Source organism: Edaphobacter dinghuensis (genome assembly GCF_014640335.1).
In the GTDB taxonomy this organism is placed as follows: Bacteria; Acidobacteriota; Terriglobia; order Terriglobales; family Acidobacteriaceae; genus Edaphobacter; species Edaphobacter dinghuensis.
This window is the reverse complement of sequence record NZ_BMGT01000002.1, coordinates 813,393-831,535: the sequence shown is the minus strand read 5'-3', so window position 1 is coordinate 831,535 and position 18,143 is coordinate 813,393. Positions and strand designations below refer to the sequence as shown.

At 57.4% G+C, this 18,143-nt stretch carries 19 protein-coding genes; 4 read left to right on the top strand and 15 right to left on the bottom strand.

Going from position 1 to position 18,143, the window contains the following annotated elements; genetic code table 11:
• Position 1 precedes the first annotated feature (1 nt).
• The 13 genes from nuoL to IEW09_RS08945 all read right to left on the bottom strand — a co-directional run bounded on the left by nuoL (position 2) and on the right by IEW09_RS08945 (position 13,258).
• Positions 2 to 1,969: an NADH-quinone oxidoreductase subunit L gene (gene nuoL, locus IEW09_RS09005; protein ID WP_229739206.1), complete on the bottom strand. Its 1,968-nt coding sequence runs from the start codon at positions 1,967 to 1,969 to the stop codon at positions 2 to 4.
• The gene (gene nuoK, locus IEW09_RS09000) at positions 1,966 to 2,277 is read right to left on the bottom strand and encodes an NADH-quinone oxidoreductase subunit NuoK (protein WP_188553819.1); all 312 of its coding nucleotides are present in this window, start codon (positions 2,275 to 2,277) and stop codon (positions 1,966 to 1,968) included. The genes nuoL and nuoK overlap by 4 nt, the downstream gene beginning before the upstream one ends.
• Positions 2,278 to 2,281: 4 nt before the next feature.
• Positions 2,282 to 2,791, bottom strand: coding sequence for an NADH-quinone oxidoreductase subunit J family protein (locus IEW09_RS08995; RefSeq protein WP_188553818.1), 510 nt, complete (start codon positions 2,789 to 2,791; stop codon positions 2,282 to 2,284).
• A gap of 89 nt (positions 2,792 to 2,880) precedes the next feature.
• On the bottom strand, positions 2,881 to 3,954 hold the full coding sequence (gene nuoH, locus IEW09_RS08990) for an NADH-quinone oxidoreductase subunit NuoH (protein ID WP_188553817.1): 1,074 nt from the start codon (positions 3,952 to 3,954) through the stop codon (positions 2,881 to 2,883).
• 17 nt (positions 3,955 to 3,971) lie between these two features.
• Positions 3,972 to 6,350, bottom strand: a complete 2,379-nt coding sequence (locus IEW09_RS08985) for a molybdopterin-dependent oxidoreductase (RefSeq protein WP_188553816.1) — start codon at positions 6,348 to 6,350, stop codon at positions 3,972 to 3,974.
• Between the two features lie 139 nt (positions 6,351 to 6,489).
• Positions 6,490 to 7,809 carry an NADH-quinone oxidoreductase subunit NuoF gene (gene nuoF, locus IEW09_RS08980; RefSeq protein WP_188553815.1) on the bottom strand — a complete coding sequence of 440 codons (1,320 nt, stop codon included), beginning with the start codon at positions 7,807 to 7,809 and terminating at the stop codon, positions 6,490 to 6,492.
• A complete protein-coding gene (locus IEW09_RS08975; RefSeq protein ID WP_188553814.1) occupies positions 7,809 to 8,318 on the bottom strand; it encodes an NADH-quinone oxidoreductase subunit NuoE family protein in 510 nt (169 codons plus the stop codon). Before IEW09_RS08975 ends, nuoF begins: the two co-directional genes overlap by 1 nt.
• Complete coding sequence (locus IEW09_RS08970; RefSeq protein ID WP_188553813.1) at positions 8,311 to 8,613, bottom strand: transcriptional regulator; 303 nt, start codon at positions 8,611 to 8,613, stop codon at positions 8,311 to 8,313. Before IEW09_RS08970 ends, IEW09_RS08975 begins: the two co-directional genes overlap by 8 nt.
• Before the next feature lie 46 nt (positions 8,614 to 8,659).
• Positions 8,660 to 9,916 (bottom strand): NADH dehydrogenase (quinone) subunit D, encoded by a 1,257-nt coding sequence (gene nuoD / locus IEW09_RS08965; protein WP_188553812.1) that lies wholly within the window; start codon positions 9,914 to 9,916, stop codon positions 8,660 to 8,662.
• Positions 9,916 to 10,398, bottom strand: a complete 483-nt coding sequence (locus tag IEW09_RS08960) for an NADH-quinone oxidoreductase subunit C (protein WP_188553811.1) — start codon at positions 10,396 to 10,398, stop codon at positions 9,916 to 9,918. Before IEW09_RS08960 ends, nuoD begins: the two co-directional genes overlap by 1 nt.
• Entirely contained in the window at positions 10,398 to 10,805 is a 408-nt protein-coding gene (locus tag IEW09_RS08955; RefSeq protein WP_188554390.1) for an NADH-quinone oxidoreductase subunit A, read from the bottom strand. Before IEW09_RS08955 ends, IEW09_RS08960 begins: the two co-directional genes overlap by 1 nt.
• Positions 10,806 to 10,871: 66 nt before the next feature.
• Positions 10,872 to 11,792, bottom strand: coding sequence for a prepilin peptidase (locus IEW09_RS08950; RefSeq protein WP_188553810.1), 921 nt, complete (start codon positions 11,790 to 11,792; stop codon positions 10,872 to 10,874).
• 20 nt (positions 11,793 to 11,812) lie between these two features.
• Positions 11,813 to 13,258 carry a carbohydrate porin gene (locus IEW09_RS08945; protein WP_188553809.1) on the bottom strand — a complete coding sequence of 482 codons (1,446 nt, stop codon included), beginning with the start codon at positions 13,256 to 13,258 and terminating at the stop codon, positions 11,813 to 11,815.
• Positions 13,259 to 13,414: 156 nt separating this feature from the next.
• Here IEW09_RS08945 and IEW09_RS08940 point away from each other — a divergent pair, with 156 nt between their 5' ends.
• Positions 13,415 to 13,687 carry a metal/formaldehyde-sensitive transcriptional repressor gene (locus IEW09_RS08940; RefSeq protein WP_188553808.1) on the top strand — a complete coding sequence of 91 codons (273 nt, stop codon included), beginning with the start codon at positions 13,415 to 13,417 and terminating at the stop codon, positions 13,685 to 13,687.
• A 33-nt stretch (positions 13,688 to 13,720) separates the two neighbouring features.
• Here the strand turns inward: IEW09_RS08940 and IEW09_RS08935 are convergent, their stop codons facing one another.
• On the bottom strand, positions 13,721 to 13,942 hold the full coding sequence (locus IEW09_RS08935) for a DUF3185 domain-containing protein (RefSeq protein ID WP_188553807.1): 222 nt from the start codon (positions 13,940 to 13,942) through the stop codon (positions 13,721 to 13,723).
• A gap of 376 nt (positions 13,943 to 14,318) precedes the next feature.
• Entirely contained in the window at positions 14,319 to 15,533 is a 1,215-nt protein-coding gene (locus IEW09_RS08930; RefSeq protein ID WP_229739205.1) for an MFS transporter, read from the bottom strand.
• Positions 15,534 to 15,873: 340 nt separating this feature from the next.
• Between IEW09_RS08930 and IEW09_RS08925 the strand changes: the two genes are divergently transcribed.
• The 3 genes from IEW09_RS08925 to IEW09_RS08915 all read left to right on the top strand — a co-directional run bounded on the left by IEW09_RS08925 (position 15,874) and on the right by IEW09_RS08915 (position 18,123).
• Complete coding sequence (locus tag IEW09_RS08925; protein WP_188553805.1) at positions 15,874 to 16,644, top strand: thiazole synthase; 771 nt, start codon at positions 15,874 to 15,876, stop codon at positions 16,642 to 16,644.
• A gap of 244 nt (positions 16,645 to 16,888) precedes the next feature.
• Complete coding sequence (gene ruvC / locus IEW09_RS08920; RefSeq protein WP_188553804.1) at positions 16,889 to 17,398, top strand: crossover junction endodeoxyribonuclease RuvC; 510 nt, start codon at positions 16,889 to 16,891, stop codon at positions 17,396 to 17,398.
• Positions 17,395 to 18,123, top strand: a complete 729-nt coding sequence (locus IEW09_RS08915; protein ID WP_188553803.1) for a hypothetical protein — start codon at positions 17,395 to 17,397, stop codon at positions 18,121 to 18,123. Before ruvC ends, IEW09_RS08915 begins: the two co-directional genes overlap by 4 nt.
• Positions 18,124 to 18,143 lie beyond the last annotated feature (20 nt).

The following is an 18,143-nucleotide window of genomic DNA, read 5'->3' as shown; positions in this document are numbered from 1 at the left end:
TTTAGTGCACCCAGAGCGAGCGTCCGAAGATCATGACGACGAGGATGGCGGCAGCGCCGAGCGCGAGCCATCCGGCATAGGAGCGAATGTTGCCGGACTGAACCCGGCGGGTAAGTGTGCTGAGGCCTCGGGTGGTGGCTCCTGCGAGCGCACCGGAGCCGTTGACCAGGCCTGAGTCGATGAGGCCACCGAGGATAAGGCGGGTGAACATGAGCAGCGGTGTAACGATGACGGCGCCGTAAATCTCATCGACCCAATACTTGTTTTCGACCAGCGAATAGAGCGGCTTGACCTTGAGCGCAAGCGCACCAGCAGTCCCAGGTTTCTTGTAATAGAACAGCCACGCAAAGAAGAACCCGATGGCTACAACAATCAACGAGACAGCGACAAGGGTTAGCTCGATGCTGTGGCTTGCCGCAGTGGCAGCTTCAGCAGTGGTTCCAAAGACGGGATCGAGGAAGTTTCCAAACGCAACATGTCCCCAGCCACCAACGAGCGAAAGAATGCCCAGGATGATCAGCGGAAGCGTCATGACCCATGGTGACTCGTGAATGCCGCCATGGCCGTGGCTATCGTGACCATGTGCATCGTGCGCAGGCTCTTCGTAGCGTAGCTCTCCGAAGAAGGTCTTGAACCAGAGCCGGAACATGTAAAACGACGTCATGCCGGCGGTAATAAGGCCAACGAGCCAGAGCAGCTTGCCAATGTGATTGTCTGAGATGAAGGTCTGATAAAGGATCGCGTCCTTCGAAAAGAATCCGGCGAAGGGCCAGATACCCGCGATAGCGAAGACGCCCGAGGTCATCGTCCAGAAGGTGATGGGAATGCGTTTGCGCAGACCGCCCATGTTGCGCATGTCCTGCTCGCCGGAGAGAGCGTGGATCACCGAACCCGCCGCGAGGAAGAGCAGCGCCTTGAAGAACGCATGCGTGAGCAGGTGGAAGATTCCAGCGGCATAGGCTCCGACGCCGCAGGCCAGAAACATGTAGCCAAGCTGAGAGACGGTGGAGTAGGCAAGCACGCGCTTGATATCGTGCTGCACCATTCCGATGGAGGCGGCCACAATCGCCGTTGCCGCACCGATGATCGCAACGACAGCGAGCGCATAGGGAGAGCGGTCGAACAGCGTATGGCAGCGGGCAACCATGTAGATGCCAGCCGTGACCATCGTTGCAGCGTGGATAAGAGCAGAGACTGGCGTCGGGCCTTCCATCGCGTCCGGCAGCCAGATGTACAGCGGAATCTGTGCAGACTTTCCAGTGGCTCCAACGACAAGCAGAAGCGCAATGGCAGTGAGGAAGCCACCATGCCACTCAGGATGCTGCGAGATGGAGGCGAAGACGTCGGTGAAGTTGAGATTGCCGAAGTGGGCGACGATCAGGAACATCGCCAGAAGGAAGCCGAAGTCGCCGATGCGGTTGACGATGAAGGCTTTTTTGCCGGCGTTGGCGGCGGAGTCCTTCTTGAAGTAGAAGCCGATCAGAAGGTACGAGGCGAGACCCACGCCCTCCCATCCGACGAAGAGCAGAAGGAAGCTGCTCGACAGCACCAGGATCAACATGAAGAACATGAAGAGGTTGAGGTAGGCAAAGAAGCGCCAGTAACCCTCTTCGTGCGCCATGTATCCGGCAGAGTAAAGATGGATGAGAAAGCCGACGCCGGTAACGACGCCGAGCATGATCAGTGTCAGATGATCGACGGTAAAGGCGAAGTTGACCTGAAAGCCGGAGATAGCAATCCACGGACGGCTGACAGCGTTAATCACCTCCGGAGCATTCGCGCCGGTCATCATCGACCACAGCCACGCAACAATGCAGGCGGGGATCGCAGTGAACAACAGCGCAACGGCAGTGACGGCGGCACGCGGCAGTTTGCGGCCAAGGGTTCCGTTGATCAGGAAGCCGACGAAGGGAAGCAGCGGAATCAGCCAGAGATAGCTTGCGGGAATCATGGAAGTCTGAGGGCTCATAGTTTCATCAGGTCGATCTGATCGACGTTCAGCGTCTGGCGGGTACGGAAGATGGCGATGATGATGGCAAGGCCAACCGCGGCTTCGGCGGCGGCGACGACCATCACGAAGAAGACAAAGATCTGGCCGCTGATCTGGTGCCACTGGTGCGCGAAGGCAACAAAGGTAAGATTGACGGCGTTGAGCATCAGCTCAATCGATATGAAGATGGTGATGATGTTGCGCTTGACGAGAAAAGATCCAACGCCGATGGAGAACAGGATGGCGGCGAGTACAAGGTAATAGGCAGTAGGAACTTGTGCGGCCATAGGCTTATTGCTCCTCCTTGCGCGCGAGAACCACGGCGCCGAGGATGGCGACGAGGATGAGAATCGAGGTCACTTCAAAGGGAAGAAGCTGCTTCGTAAACAGCACCTGGCTGATCTCGGCGATATTGTTGAGGCCGTTGTTGAGATGACCGCCGATGCTGGCGACGCCAAGTGCCTTCTGCTCCGACAGGAAGACAAAGCTGAGCAGACAGAAGATGGCGGCTGCGCCGGGGATGCCGACGATATAAGCGGCGCGGCTGCCGTTGGTACGTTCTTCTTCGCCTGCGTTCAGCAGCATGATGACGAAGACGAAGAGCACCATGACGGCGCCGGAGTAGACGATGACCTGCGCGGCGGCGAGGAACTCAGCCCCCAGTGACCAGTAGAGGACCGCGAGCGACATCATCACAACGACGAGCGACAGAGCGCTGTTGATGGGATGACGTTGCAGCAGGAGATTGAGTGCTCCCGCCACGGCCAGCGCGCCAAAGATTATGAAAAGTGCCAGTTGCATGATGAACCGCTCAAGTCTTTCCTGAATCGCTAGATAACAGAGCAGAAGCTTTTGGCTACTGCCGATTGTAAAGCCGCCCGGCGGTGAAACTAGCCGTGCAGTGCAAGGACGAGACTGGTGATGATGATGTTTGCCATCGCCAGAGGAAGTAGAAATTTCCAGCCAAAACTCATCAGCTGGTCGTAACGGAAACGGGGAACTGTACCGCGTACCCAGATATAGAGCAGAAGGAACGCGAACACCTTTGCCACAAACCAGAGAACAGGGAAGATTGCCGTAAGGATGGGGCCGCCGAAGTTTGCCGGAAGCAGATGACCGAGAGGGCTGGACGCGCCGCCGAAGAACATCAGCGTGGCCACGCAGCTTACGGTAATCATGTTGGCGTACTCGGCCATGAAGAACATGGCGAACTTCATCGAGCTGTACTCGGTATGATAGCCGGCAACCAACTCCGACTCCGCTTCAGGAAGGTCGAAGGGCGCGCGGTTGGTCTCGGCATAAGCCGCCATCAGATAGATGAAGAAGGCCACGAACTGATATCCGCCGAAGAAGTTCCACGAGAGCAGACCGTGTGCGGACTGACTGTCGACGATGGTGCGCAGGCTCAGCGATTGGGCGCGGAGAACAACGCCGACCAGCGAAAGTCCAAGGGCAAGCTCATAGCTGATGACCTGCGAAGTGGCGCGCAGCGAGCCGAGCAGCGAGAATTTATTGTTCGACGACCAGCCCGAGAGCGCGATGCCATAGACACCAATCGAGGTGATGCCAAGGATGACGAGCAGGCCGATGTTGATGTTGGAGATGTCGAACATATCCACGCCGATACCGTTGGCATAGATATGGTGGGCGGCTCCGAAGGGGACGACGGCGATCGAGACCAGCGCACAGGTCAGCGCAATGATCGGCGCGACGATGAACAGCGGACGCTCGGCTGCGAAGGGAAGCAGGTCTTCCTTGAGGAAGAGCTTGATGCCGTCGGCAAGAGGCTGCAGCAGTCCAAAGGGACCGACGCGGGAGGGGCCCCAGCGGTTCTGCATATGGCCGAGGACCTTGCGCTCCAGCAGCACTGTATAGGCCACCGCCGTCAGTGTGATGACAAAGACGACGATGATCTTAACAATGCTGAGCAGCAGAAATGTCTGGAACGGACTGAGATGGCTCACGGTGTCTGGTTGCGCTCCTAGTCGGCGGCTTGAATTTGAATAAGGGGCTGATTGGCCTGGTATTGTTGCACATCGTTCAGCATGGCGGAGTAGCGGCCAAGCGTGCCGGAGGTGAAGAGGGTATCGTTTGCGGGCAGGACCAGATCGCGTCGGTTACCGATCTGAACCAGACCGGAAGCAGCCGGTTGCAGATGCTGATCGTTCCCTGAAAGAAGCTGGAGACGAAGCACGTTGTAGCCGGGAACGAGACGCTGAATCTCATCGAGAATCGCGTAAGGATCAAACGGGCTGAGCTTCGGCTCAAGGTTGTTCGCCGTCAGCCATATTGCATGACGATCAGCCTCTCCCGACTGCGCACCGCGGGATTGGCCCATATCGGCGCGAAGACCTTTGCCGAACGGCACAAGCTTGCGCATATCCGCGCCCATCTTGTCTGCGATGCGGACGATCATCTCGAAGTCGGTGCGGACACCGGCGCGGTCGCCAGCCTTTTTGACCTGCTGCAGATCGCCATAGCTGTTCGTGACAGAACCGGACTTTTCGTAGAGATTCGCTGCGGGCAAAATTACATCTGCAAGCGCTGCGGTCTCTGTCAGGAACATCTCCTGCACCACGACAAAGGTATCTTTGAGCGCAGCGGGATCGACGCTGTAACGCGCGACTGGATTAGACCCGACTACATAGAGAGCCGAGAGTTCACCGCGTCCGGCAGCATCGAAGATCTCCAGCATGTCGAGACCAGCCTCGGCGGGAGCGTTGTACTCAGCAAAGGTGTTGCTGCTGGAAACCGGTGTGTAGCCGGGAAGCATATCTGGCAGCAGGCCCATATCGGCCGCGCCGCGCGAGTTGGCGTAGTCGGCGAGCAGCGCAAACTTCGCGCCGGGAATGCTGAGGCCGAACTCGATGAGCTTCTTCAGCTCTGCACCGCGCAGCTCAGAACCGATAAGGATAAGAAGATTCTCTTCCGCCTTGACGGTGTCGCGGAAGGTGCTCAGCGCGTTCACATCGGTGACAGCGCTCGATCCTGCAGCGTTGTCACCAGCGAGATAACCAGCCAGCGCACCATAGCCAAACGGTGCGAGCCGCACGAAAGCCTTAGCCTGACGGCGAAGCTTAATCTCTGCCGAGTTGACGACATACAGGCGCGCCCGGTTGTTGCGAACATTCGTGCGGATATTCCACGCCGTCCCCGGAGCCTGATTGGTCGGGTCGCCACCCACCAGCAAAATCGCCGGTGCAGTCAGCGTATCGCGCAGGGAAGCAGTGCGGTTCGTCTGTCCCGCAAGCGCCTGGGCAAACGAAACGTAATCCGCGGTGCGGTGATGATCAATATTGTTGGTGCCGACCACGGTGCGGGCAAACTTCTGAAGCAGGTAAGCCTCTTCATTCGTAAGACGGTTGCCGCCAATCACGCCGATGCTCTTGCCACCGCGCGTATCGCGAAGCTCGCGAAGACGCTTGCCCACATAGTCGAAAGCCTCTTCCCAGCTAACTGGCTTGAACTCTCCGTTCGACTGGCGAACCAGCGGCTGGGTGATGCGGTCGTCATTGTTGGCAAAGTCGAAGGCGTAGCGGCCTTTGTTGCAGAGGAAGTCGCCGTTGATGCCGCTCTTGTCGCGGTTGTCGCCGCGCACAATCTCCGAGCCATCCGACGTGCTGCGAACGCCAAGCGTCGTCTTGCAGCCGTCGCCACAATGGGTGCAGGTCGTGGCGACGTGGTTCATCTCCCACGGGCGAGTCTTGTAGCGATACGTTCCACTGGTCAGCGCGCCAACCGGGCAGGCATCGATGCACATGCCGCACTGCTCGCAATCGACATGCGCAAGGTGATCTGGAGTAAGATCCGCAGGAACATTCGGTGCAATGACGGAAGAGCTGCCGCGGTTCTGGATGCCAAGCGCGAAGACGTCCATACCCTCGCCGCACATACGCACGCAGCGATAGCAGAGAATGCAGCGTGGGCGGTCGAAGTAAACGACCGGCGACCACTTCTGCTCTTCGCGGTGGTTCTTCGGCTCGGCATAGAAGCTCTCAGCCGCACCGTACTTGAAGGTCATGTCCTGCAACTCGCACTCGCCGCCAGCGTCGCAGACGGGGCAATCGAGCGGATGGTTGCCGAGCAGCAGCTGCAAGGTCGCCTTGCGCGCCTGAACGATCTCAGGCGTCTCGGTCTGTACAACCATGCCTTCAGCAACCGGCGTGGTGCAGGCCGTCTGCAGCTTAGGTACTTTCTCCAAACGCACAACGCACATGCGGCATGCAGCCTGAAGCGAGAGGCCGGGGTAATAGCAGAAGGCAGGAATCTCGATCCCGGCAGACTTGCAGGCATCGATGAGCAAGGTGCCTGCAGGTGCGGTGAGTTTTTTGCCGTCCACGGTAAAAGTTACATCTGCCATCTTCAATTCCTCTGCTTTGACTTCTCAATCAAAATCTTCTGATCTGCGCTCCGGTGCGAGCGAGTCATTACAATTCTCAGAACTCCGACCAAAAGTACGAGCACTACGAGTATCCAGATCAGCCGGGATACTCCGTTCTTCAATGTCCTGCACCCACCAGCTGTTGCACGGTGATGATGGGGGTTCCAGCCTTGTGGCCTTCGATGTAGTCTTCAAATTCCTTGCGGAACTTCTTCACGAATCCAAGCGTCGGCATCGCTGCCGCATCGCCAAGCGGGCAGAAGGTGCGGCCCATCATGTTTTCGGCGAGATACTGAACGTTATCGACGTCCTTCTTGTTGCCACCGCCCTGATACACACGAGTCAGCGTCTTCTTGATCCAGTCTGTTCCTTCGCGGCAGGGAATGCACCATCCGCAGGATTCATGCTGATAAAACGCGATCGTGCGAAGCGCGAACTCCACAATGGAGACAGTGTCGTCGAGCACGACGATACCGCCCGAACCGAGCATTGTCCCGGCCTTGGCCATCTGGTCAAAGTCGAGGCCCACGTCAATCTCGTCTGCGGTGAGCACTGGGCACGAAGCTCCGCCGGGGACGACGGCCTTCAACTTCTTGCCGTCCTTGATTCCACCCGCTACCTCATAGATCGCCTTACGAAGGCTGTAGCCCATCGGCAGTTCATATACCCCGGGACGCTCGACATGCCCGCTGATACCGAAGAGACGCGTTCCACCGTTGCGTTCCGTTCCAAGCTTCGCGTATGCCTCGCCACCCATCAGGAGAATGTGCGGCGCATTGGCGATGGTCTCGGCGTTGTTGATGACCGTCGGGCCGCCATACAGACCGACAACGGCAGGGAAGGGAGGCTTGATGCGTGGAACACCACGCTTGCCTTCGAGTGATTCCATCAGTGCTGACTCTTCGCCAACCTCGTAGGCTCCCGCGCCGCTCTGCGTGATGATGTCGAAATCGACGCCAGTACCGAAGATGTTCTTGCCCAGAAAGCCGCGAGCATAAGCATCGGCAACTGCCTTCTCGACGATCTTCAGCAGATAGCGGTATTCGCCACGAAGATAGATGAATCCGAGCTTTGAACCGATGGCCAGCCCGGCGATCATTGTGCCTTCGATGACAGCATGAGGATCTTCGCGGAAGATCACATGATCCTTGCAGGTGCCAGGCTCAGACTCGTCGCCGTTCACCAGAACATACTTCGGCTTTTCCGACTGCTTAGGCACAAACGACCACTTCAGTCCGGTAGGGAAGCCCGCGCCGCCGCGGCCACGCAGCCCCGAGGCCTTCATCGTGTTGATGATCCACTCCGGACCTTCAGCGATAGCCTGCTGCACGGCCTTATAGCCATCGAGTTCGATGTACTTGTCGATGTTGGCTGCACCCTGGCCAAACCGGCGAGAGATTACTTTAACTTCATCAGGATGAGAGACGAGGGTAGGCATTATTTGACGTCCTTTCCCTGGCCAGCGCGATAGGTTTCGATGATTTCGTCCACCTTGATCGTGGTGAGGTTGTCGTGGAAGTCGTAGTTGACCTGCATCGCCGGGGCCCAGCAGCAGGCGCCGATGCATTCGACCTCTTCCAGCGAGAAGACACCGTCTTTGGTGACCTCTTTATGCCCGATGCCGAGCTTCGCCTTGCAGTGGTCGAGAATCTCGTAGCCGCCGCGCAGCATGCAGCTGATGTTGGTGCACACCTGCACGTTGTACTTTCCTGCGGGCTTGGTGCGCAGCATGGAGTAGTAGCTCAGCACGTTGCGAACATCCAGCTCCAGCAACCCAATGCGCTGCGCTATCTCGGTGACGACCGCGTCCGAGACATAGCCGACCTCGTCCTGCGCGTACAGCAGCATCGGCACGAGCGCCGAGCGCCGCATCGGATAAATGGTGACGAGGTGGTCGAAGCGCGCGGCCAGCTCCGGGGAAAAAATCGTATTGGCGACTTCACTCACTTTGCATCATCTCCCGCGCCAGCCTTTCGGCGGCAAGGTCCATCTCTTCGGTTACGTCACCGATCGTGGCGGTCCCATCATGGTTCAGACGGAACGGCACCGTGCGGTTATTGTCTTCAATCATCTCGCTGGGCGTGAAGCGTAGCCAGCGTGTTCCGACGCGAAGCAGGATGAGGTCACTCCCAACTTCAACGACTGCCTGGTGGCGGCTGTTCAGCCCGTGGGCCGCTCCATAGCTTCTGATCAGCGATGCGAACGATGTCCAGAGTTCCCTGTCGATACGTTCGTTAGTCAAAACTTACCTCAGTACGAAAAACAAAAACTTTGCTGAAGAACTTCTTCTATCGGTCAATCTCTCCGAGCACAATGTCGATAGAGCCGATCACTGCCACAACATCGGCGAGCAAGCGGCCTTTGCACATCGTTTCGAGCGCCTGCAATGTTGCGTAAGAAGGATTGCGCATGTGGACGCGATAAGGCTTGGCCGTGCCGTCAGAGACAACGTAGTAGCCCATCTCGCCACGCGGCGATTCGACAGCCTGAAAGACCTCGCCCGCAGGAACGCCAAAGCCTTCGGTAACAATCTTGAAGTGATGGATCAGCGCTTCCATCTGCGTTTTCATCTGTTCGCGATCGGGAAGAATTATCTTCGGCGCGTCAGCAACGATGCGGCCTTCGGGCATTCCATCGAGCGCCTGCTGGCAGATCTTGACCGACTCGCGCATCTCGTCCATGCGGACGACGTAACGCGCCCAGACATCGCAGCCATTCGAGACCGGCACATTGAACTTGAACTTCTCATAGCCGCTGTAAGGCATATCGCGGCGAAGATCCCAATCCACACCCGAAGCACGCAGAGGAGGTCCGGTCACGCCCAGCGCGATAGCATCTGCAGCCGACAGATGGCCGATACCCTTAAGGCGTCCCATCCAGATCGGATTACCAGTTAGCAAGTTCTCGTACTGCTGAATGCGCTCCGGCATGATGTTCAGGAAGTCCTGAACCTTCTGATAGAAGTCCAGCGGTGGTTCCAGGCTCACGCCGCCGATGCGGAAGTAGCTGGTCATCATGCGCTGCCCGGCGACACTCTCAAAGATACGGAGAATGTCCTCGCGCTCGCGGAAGCAATAAAGGAAGACGGTAAGCGCGCCGATGTCCATGGCGTGTGTGCCAAGCCAGACCAGGTGCGACTGGATGCGCGTCAACTCGTTCAGCAGAACGCGCAGATACTGTGCGCGTTCAGGAATTTCGAGACCAAGCAACTTCTCTACCGCAAGGCAGTAGGCGAGGTTGTTGGTCATTGGACAGAGGTAGTCGATGCGGTCGGTCAGTGGCACGACCTGCTGATAGAACTTGGCTTCGCAGGTCTTCTCGATGCCGGTATGCAGGTAGCCGATATCGGGAGCCAGCGAGACGACGGACTCGCCATCGATCTCAAGCACCAGGCGAAGCACGCCGTGCGTCGAAGGATGCTGCGGCCCCATGTTGATGACCATGGTCTGGTCTTGCGGCGGAGGTACGCCCTGGTGGCGATTTCTATCGGCGACAACGTCTTCAACGCCGGGATTCAGCATGTCGGGAGCAGCAACGGGAGCCATTAGCGGTATCCCTCCACGGGATAGTCCTTACGCAGCGGATGCCCCTGCCAGTCTTCGGGCATCATGATGCGGCGGAGGTTGGGGTGGCCGCTGAAGCGGACGCCGAAGAGGTCGAAGACTTCGCGCTCATAGAAGTTAGCCGAAGGCCATACGCCGACAATGCTGTCGATCACGGCATCGCCTTCGTTCAGTCTCACCGCGAGACGAACCCGCGCCTTCAGCGAGTGCGAAAGGATGTGATAGGTGATCTGGAAGCGCGGTTCAGACGGATACCAGTCAACAGCAGTGACATCTTCGAGGAAGTTGTAGCCTGCCTGCTGCACAGCCTTGCAGGCTGCAATGATGTTCTCGCGTGCAACGGTAATCGTCAGTTCTGCGCGATCGAATTTAGCGTCTGTTGCAAGGCTCGACAGCGCCTTGACTGCGGCGTTGTGGGCATGGGCCTCAAATACGGCCTGGGTGCCGGTCAGTGCGGCGTCCATTAGAGATCTCCCTTGTCGTTGGACCAGTCCAGAACGCCCTTCTTCCAGACGTAAAAGAGGCCGACCGCGACGAAGCCGATATAGACCAGCATCTCGTAGAAGCCGAACATGCGCGAGCCTGTGATCGCCGGCAGCTGGCGGAAGATGACAGCCCAGGGAAGCATGAAGACCGCTTCGACATCGAACAGGATGAAGAGCATCGCGACCATGTAGAAGCGAACCGAGAAGCGTCCGCGAGCATCGCCGATGGGGTCCATGCCGCACTCGTAAGCGCCGGCTTTAGTACGTGAATTTTTATGTTTGCCGAGGAGGAATGAAGCTCCCACCATGCCGCAGGCAACACCCAGAGCTACCAGGATCTGCAGCGCCAAGGGAAGGTAATTCCATATGTAGGGGTAACTTTGCATGGCCATCTTCGACTCTAAGATTGCGACGGTCAAGTGTCAAGTTATTGACGGTATTCGGCTGTGCAATTACAGCAGCGTTTTGTATGCGTTAATGATCTTTTCCCCGTAAAGCGCCGCAATCAATCCACCCGCCGCAAGGAAGCTGCCAAAGGCCAGTTTCGATGCAGCTCCAGCCTTGCCGCGCGCCAGCAGAATAACTGCATAGGCACTTGCAAATAGCACCCCAAGAAACAGCGCCAGCGTAGCCGACCAGAAGCCGAGAAACGCGGCCAGCAGCCCGAACAGCTTTACGTCTCCCAACCCCATGCCTTCACGATGCCGCAGCGCCTTATACAGCCAGCGAACGACCAGCAGAATTACTACAGCTATAGAGACCGCCAGCAGCCACTCTCCCAGCAATCTCTCCGGCCCGGTAAGAAACACATTTCCTTGCCCAGCAGAGCTTCCTGGGCTGCTGATCTGGATCTGCTGATTGTGCAGAATCACATCATCCTCATTCGGCGCGAGAAAGATAGCGCGAACGCAGGTCAGGAAGAACGAAACCGCAATGCCGCCCAGCGTAAAGACATCCGGAAGCAACTGCGTCTGCCAGTCCATCACCATCAACCCGATCAACAGGAAGCCAAGCAACGCAATCCCAACATGCACAATGACATCCGATACCAGATCATGCGGTTTGGAGAAAGCGAGCAGCATGTAAATATCCGCCGCCTGCGCCATGAACCACAATCCCAGCCCAATCTCCACCAGCGGATAGTGCAGCGCAATTGGATGTTTGCAATCGCGGCACCGGCCGCGCAGCAGCAGCCAGCTCAACACCGGAAGATTGTCGTACCAGCGAATCCCCGCCCCACACTGCGGACAGCGAGAGCGCGGATGAACAACAGATTGGCCCTGTGGCAGCCGTGCAATGCAGACATTCAAAAAGCTGCCAAAGATCAGGCCAAGGGCAAATCCCACAGCCTCGTACGCGATAAGTGGAGTCACGTCAGAAGTATACGGCGATTTTAAAAATCCACGTGCATCCGCAGGGCCGACACCAGCACTGGCCCCCGGTCCTTGTTATAGCCGGGATGCTCGATAAACTGCGTATCCAGTGCGTAATAAACGCCGCGCCATGCATGGACGTTGTAGTAACCCTCCAGAATGTCCTCGCGCGCATAGTTCAGGTTGCCGTCGCCGAGCAAAAAGCCCAACCCGCCAAGGCGCAGATACTCCTGGTGATCTCCCTTGATCGCATTGCTCACGAACGCAAGCCCCACCTTGTCATTGGGGCGCGACCATGCGCTGCCCGCGTAATCGCCGCCAAACTCGACCGTCTGATCGACCTCGGTATACGCGAACGACTCATGCTGGCCCTCGTTCCATCCAACGCGAGTGAAGACGCGCAGATTCGACGTCAGCTCCTGTTCTGCATTCAACCCAAAGCCGTACTTAACCTCGCCATACCTCTCATGCAGCGTGATGTTGGGCGTCTTATCCTCGCCATTCAGATACGCCTTGATCGCATCGCGATAAAGCCCCATATGAGCATGGTTCACAAAGCTCAGCACCCGGATCGTCCCTTTGCGGTCCGGACTGACCAGCCCACCCAGCAGCGACTTGCGCAGCTCGAACTCCATATTCTGCCCGCTCGCCCTGCGCAGGTTCCAGTCGAGATCGATGCCGTTGGCAACCGTAGGCATCAGCGCAACGCCATATCGCGCCGTCCAATTCTTGTCGTCATACTCCGCCACGACGGCATAGGTATAGCCACGCGTATCGGCGGCATAGTCCCATGTCCCGCTGTTGTCGACCGTCCAGTTCAAAAACTGCAGATGGCTGTCCGTTCCAATGCTGTTAATGTCGAAGAAGTCGGGCATGCTCATCTTCCCGACATGGAGTTCCAGCCTCCGCTCCGGCACCTCGGTCGCTAGCGAGAACTGCGTCGGGTCGGCGTCCACGAGCTTATTGCTCAATCCAATCGTCTGGTGCAGCTGAACCCGTGCAACATAAGGCGTCGAGCCCAGGTTCGGATTGCGCACAACGTCCAGATTCGTAAAGCCCGCCAGTCCCAGAGCTTCGCTGTCGCCGCGTCCACCAGACGATTCGAGGTCGAAGATCGCATCTGTATTGCTCTTCGGATCTTTCCTGAGCTGCATACCCAAAAACAGCGTTCCCAGCAACGAGGTCTTGTACTCCCCCCGGCTAAGGAAGCTGTTCGTTCCCTCGTAAGGCGAGTGGAATCCCCCATGTCCCTGAAGGATGATGTTCGCCTGACCGGAGATCAGGAAGCGCGAGTGGTTCCAGTGTGGAAACAGGGTAGGCGCATTCGCAGGCGCGGGCGTGACATCCCGCTGCGCCCCGGGGTCGGAGGGCAGCAATATATTCTCCTGCTGGGCCACAACGTTACGCGCAGCGGCGATCAACAGCAATCCCAGAAGCAGGGAACCCAAAGTAAAGTTTCGCGCCATTGAACTTTGATCTTCAAGCCTGCCTGTGAATGGAGTGCGAATTACCATGGAAATCGTCTACTTTCCTGTCTGAAGGTGGGCCTTTGCTCTACGAGAGCTTACTGAAGTCGGTATAATTTATATAGTATACCCCCTTAGGGTATTAAGGAGAACAATGTGACAGAAATTTCACGAGAACGTACAAAATTGTTGAATCGCGTCAAACGAGTTCGAGGCCAGATGGATGCCGTGGAGCGAACGCTGCTCGCCGAGGAGAACTGTACCGATGTGCTGATGCTCTTGGCCGCTGCTCGTGGCGGCATCAATGCGCTGATGGCAGAGGTGCTCGAAGACCACATCCGCCTGCACCTTCTGCAGGACGGGCGCGCTCCTCTGACGCCGGACCTCGGAGAAGAGCTGATCGATCTGGTGCGCGCATACCTGAAATAAATCCTTGCAGCCGGTATGGGATCGACACGGCGGTCATTTGTCCTTCGCTGCCATGACTACCAGCCCAATCCCCGCCACCAGCGCGACGGCGCTCACGATCGGTGAGATGGGGATGGTCTTCCTCTTTTCGTGGGAGATCTTGAGCGGGCCCAGGTTCAGGTCCTTCTTCGTATGACTGAAGCTGACGCCGCCGGCGACAAAACCGATAACTCCAAGGATGATCAGGAGGATGCCTGCAATGGTTGCAACTTTCATGTGCAACACCTTTCACTCCAAACATTTGTGCGACCTTTTTACGATGCCTGCCCGCTGCCGTCAGATGTACGCCAGGGCGTCGATTTGATCTCCTCGGGGGTCAGGAGTAGCCTCTACCTACACGGGAAAGGAGGATGATCCAGCCTATGAAATTTGACAGTAACAGTTGCATCAACGTACGTGAGGTGACTGAGGCTTAGAGCGTCCTTTTGCTCTAGACCTGGCGTTGCATAACCAGCAGTTCCGCCGAGGCCCAATGTCCGAGTAAATGGACGCCTCAAGTCAATCTCAACAGATCACCGCCAGACGGCCCGCTGCTCCTCTTTTCAGGCGCGGGTCGTTTGTCATTTAAGCCGTAGCGTGGCCAATAACAGTTTTACGTGGCGCTTTTAGCAGTCCGGCGAGCTTTCACAAGTGCGATCAACCCCGCATTCAAAAGCGTAAGTCCAGCCAGAAGATACAAGCCTGCACGTTGCGAGACAAAATACTCATCGGCCCAAACCTTCAGGTTGGGTGCAAGGAACCCGCCCAGATTGCCCATTCCTATAAGCGCAATACCGCCGGCCGCTGCCCGGTCTGCCAGGTGTTCCGTTGGGAACATCCAGAAAAGCGGTTGCACAGCAATAAAGCCAGCCACCGCAAGCGAAAGCGTGACAAGTCCTATGCCCGGCCCGGCAGTGGGAAATGCAAAGCTTGCGCACCCCGCAACCAGCATGGTCAGCGCTGCGAACAGACGATGCTTGTGGAACCTATCGGCAGCGCGCGGCAGCAGATAGACCGCGACCAGCGTGCACATCCAGGGTATAGCTGAAACAAGGCCGACTTCGATCCCTACGGGCTTATGCAGAAGGGCCGAGATCTCCGCAGGGATATAGAAAACTGCCCCGTAGGTACTTACCTGGATCAGGGTATAGATCAGCAGAAAGTGCATCACTCGAAGATCGCGGAACATAGGCAGAAGCTTCGCGGGTCCGACGGAGCGCCGCTCCTCCTCTTCGAGCGCCAATGCATCCGCCAACGCTTGTTTCTCCTCAGTTGGCAGCCATAAGGCATTCGACGGCCTGTTATCCAAATACAAAAATGCAGCCAGTCCAAGAACGACTGCGATGAAGCCTTCCACAAGAAACATCCACTGCCAGCTTTGAAGCCCGACCAGCGGGCGCATCTCAAGCAGCAGACCCGAGAGCGGGCCGCCCACAATCAGCGCAAGCGGCACCCCCAGGTAGAACAGTCCAAGGACACGCCCGCGAACCTTGTTGGGGAACCAATAGGTCAGGTAGAGAATCGCGCCGGGAAAAAACCCGGCCTCCACCACCCCGAGCAGCAGCCGCAGCAGGTAAAAGGAGGTGGCCCCGCTCACGAACATGGTGGCCATCGATATCATTCCCCAGCCCGCCATCAGGAGAGCAAGCCACCTCTTCGCCCCCACTTTATGAAGGATCAGGTTGCTGGGAAATCCGCATAACGAATAGCTGATGAAGAACAAACCCGCGCCTAAAGCATAGACACTTTCGGAGATGCCTTCCGATCGCTCCAGAGCCTGCTTTGCAAAACCGATATTCGAGCGGTCGAGAAATGAGACGACGTACATAAGCATCAGGCACGGTGCCAGCCGTCTGACAGTTCGCGAGATCGCACGATTTAAAGCCGAATCAGATGTACTGAGGACTACGGGCGGTAAATTCAATGCCGACCTGATCCCTTCCTGTGACTGATTATTTTTAGAAATCTGCGGACTGACGCACGTCTTCGCCGAAGTCGTTGCAATCTTATTTCATGGATGCCTTTATCGCAGGCTGGAAAGATACCGACAAATCATCTGAGAACCACACACGAAGGTCATCAGATAGCGCCATAAGTCAGCTATCAGGCCAAAGGGGATTATCTCGAACGCTTGCCTCTCCTTCGCAGTGCGGCTTTAGAATAGACAGATGAACCCCCTCGTCATCGCTGGCAGAGCCTTTCAGTCTCGTCTTATCGTCGGTACCGGAAAATACAAGGATGGCCCGGAGACGCAGGCGGCCATCGAGGCCTCAGGCGCCGAGATGGTGACGGTCGCGGTTCGCCGCGTCAACCTCGACCGTTCCAGCGAGTCGCTCCTCGACTTCATCGATCCGCAGCGCTACTTCCTGCTACCCAATACCGCCGGCTGCTACACCGCCGAAGAGGCCATCCGCGCCGCGCGTCTCGGCCGCGAAGTCGGGCTCTCCGACTGGGTCAAGATCGAGGTCATCGGCGACCAGCAGACCCTCTATCCCGACATTCACGCGACGCTCGAAGCGACCCGCGTTTTGGTAAAAGAAGGCTTTACTGTTCTCCCCTATACCTCTGATGACATTGTCTTTGCCAAACGGCTGATCGATGCTGGCGCAGCCGCAGTCATGCCTCTCGGAGCGCCCATCGGCAGCGGTCTCGGGTTGCAGAACACGGCCAACCTGCGCATCCTCCGCGAGCTGATTACCGAGGTTCCTCTCATCGTCGACGCCGGAGTCGGCACAGCATCGGACGCCACAGTAGCTATGGAACTGGGCTTCGACGGCGTACTAATGAATACCGCCATCGCCCAGGCAAAAGACCCCCTATTGATGGCCGAGGCGATGCAACACGCAGTTCTGTCGGGAAGGCAGGCATTCCTCGCTGGCAGAATGCCGCGCAAGCTATATGCCACCGCCAGTTCGCCGCTCGAAGGCATCTCACGATAGCTTGACAGAGCCCGATATAATAAACCCAATAAGAGATAAAGCCCGGCATCCGTGCCGGGCTTTTTCCATCTGTCCGAAGTCCAGACTAGGTCCGGACTTGGTTTGGACTTAGGCCATTTGTTTTGAAGACTTTAGGACTTTAAGTACAGGGGTGGGGGTACCTGCCGCAAAACCAAACCTGCGGCGACAGGGGCGACTCAATTTCGCCATCGGGAAGTAGCCTGAAATGCAGTAAACTTCGCCCATGCGAGTGTTTGGCATCGATTGCGGCACAGAGTTTACCGGCTACGGTGTTGTAGAGGTGGACTGCGACGCCCGGATGCCGAAGTTGATGCACCTCGCCGCCGGAACCATCCGGTTGAACAAGAAAGAAAAGACCCCGCAGCGTCTCGCGCAGGTCTATAGCGAGCTAACCGGGCTGATGGCACTGCACCAGCCAGAGATCGTCGCCATCGAAGAGGTCTTCTTCTCCGCCAACGCAAAGTCCGCATTGAAGCTGGGGCAGGTGAGGGGAGTGGCCATGCTGGCCGCTGCAACCTGCGGGCTTCCTGTGGCCGAGTACGCTCCGCTATCCATTAAAAGTTCCGTCGTTGGCTACGGTCTGGCGGCGAAAGAGCAGGTGCAGTTCATGGTGAAGCGTCTGCTGGAGATCGACCATGAGCTTGATTCGGCAGACGCCGCGGACGCGCTGGCGATTGCCATCTGCCATATTCATACGGCGCAGACGCTGCTGCTACAGGGAGCGCGTCGATGAGATCCGCCGCGCGAACGATAACCTCGGTTGCGCTCGCGATCTCCTTCGGTCTTGCATCCAGATGCGTGCTTGTCGCTCAATCTGCCGCTCCGGAAGCCATGTCCTCTTCTGCGAAACCTGCCGAGGTCAGCTTTCAGTTTGAGCGGGCGGGCGTTCCGGTGCCGCGCTTTACGCTGCGGGTGAACGAGGATGGGACGGGGAGCTATCAGGCAGACGAAGTGCAAAGTCCGGCGGACAAGGACTCCGTGCAGTATGCTTCGCCGAAGCACATCGACCGCACATTGAAGCTGACGGCGCCGACGGTCATGAAGATATTCAAAGGCGCAAGAGAGCTGGGCCACTTCGATATGTCCTGCGAGACAAAGTCCAAGCACATTGCGAACACAGGAGAGAAGACGCTGAGTTATAAGGGGGCAGACGGAACAGGCTCGTGCACCTATAACTACTCCGATAACAAGGACGTAAATGGGCTGACGGATACCTTTCTCTTCATCGCCTTCACCCTGGACGAGGGCCGCAGGCTGGAGTTTCTCCATCGCTACGACCGGCTGGGGCTGGATGAGGAGATGAACGAGCTGGTGCAGGCGGTAAAGGCAGGGCATGCGTTGGAGTTGGGAACGATTGCCCCGGTTCTGATCTCGATCGCCGGAGATGGAGCAGTAATGCAGCGGGTTCGATTGCAGGCAACCAAATTGTTGGAGCAGGCAGAAAGCAACAAGATATGAAGCTTCGGGTTAGAAGAGAG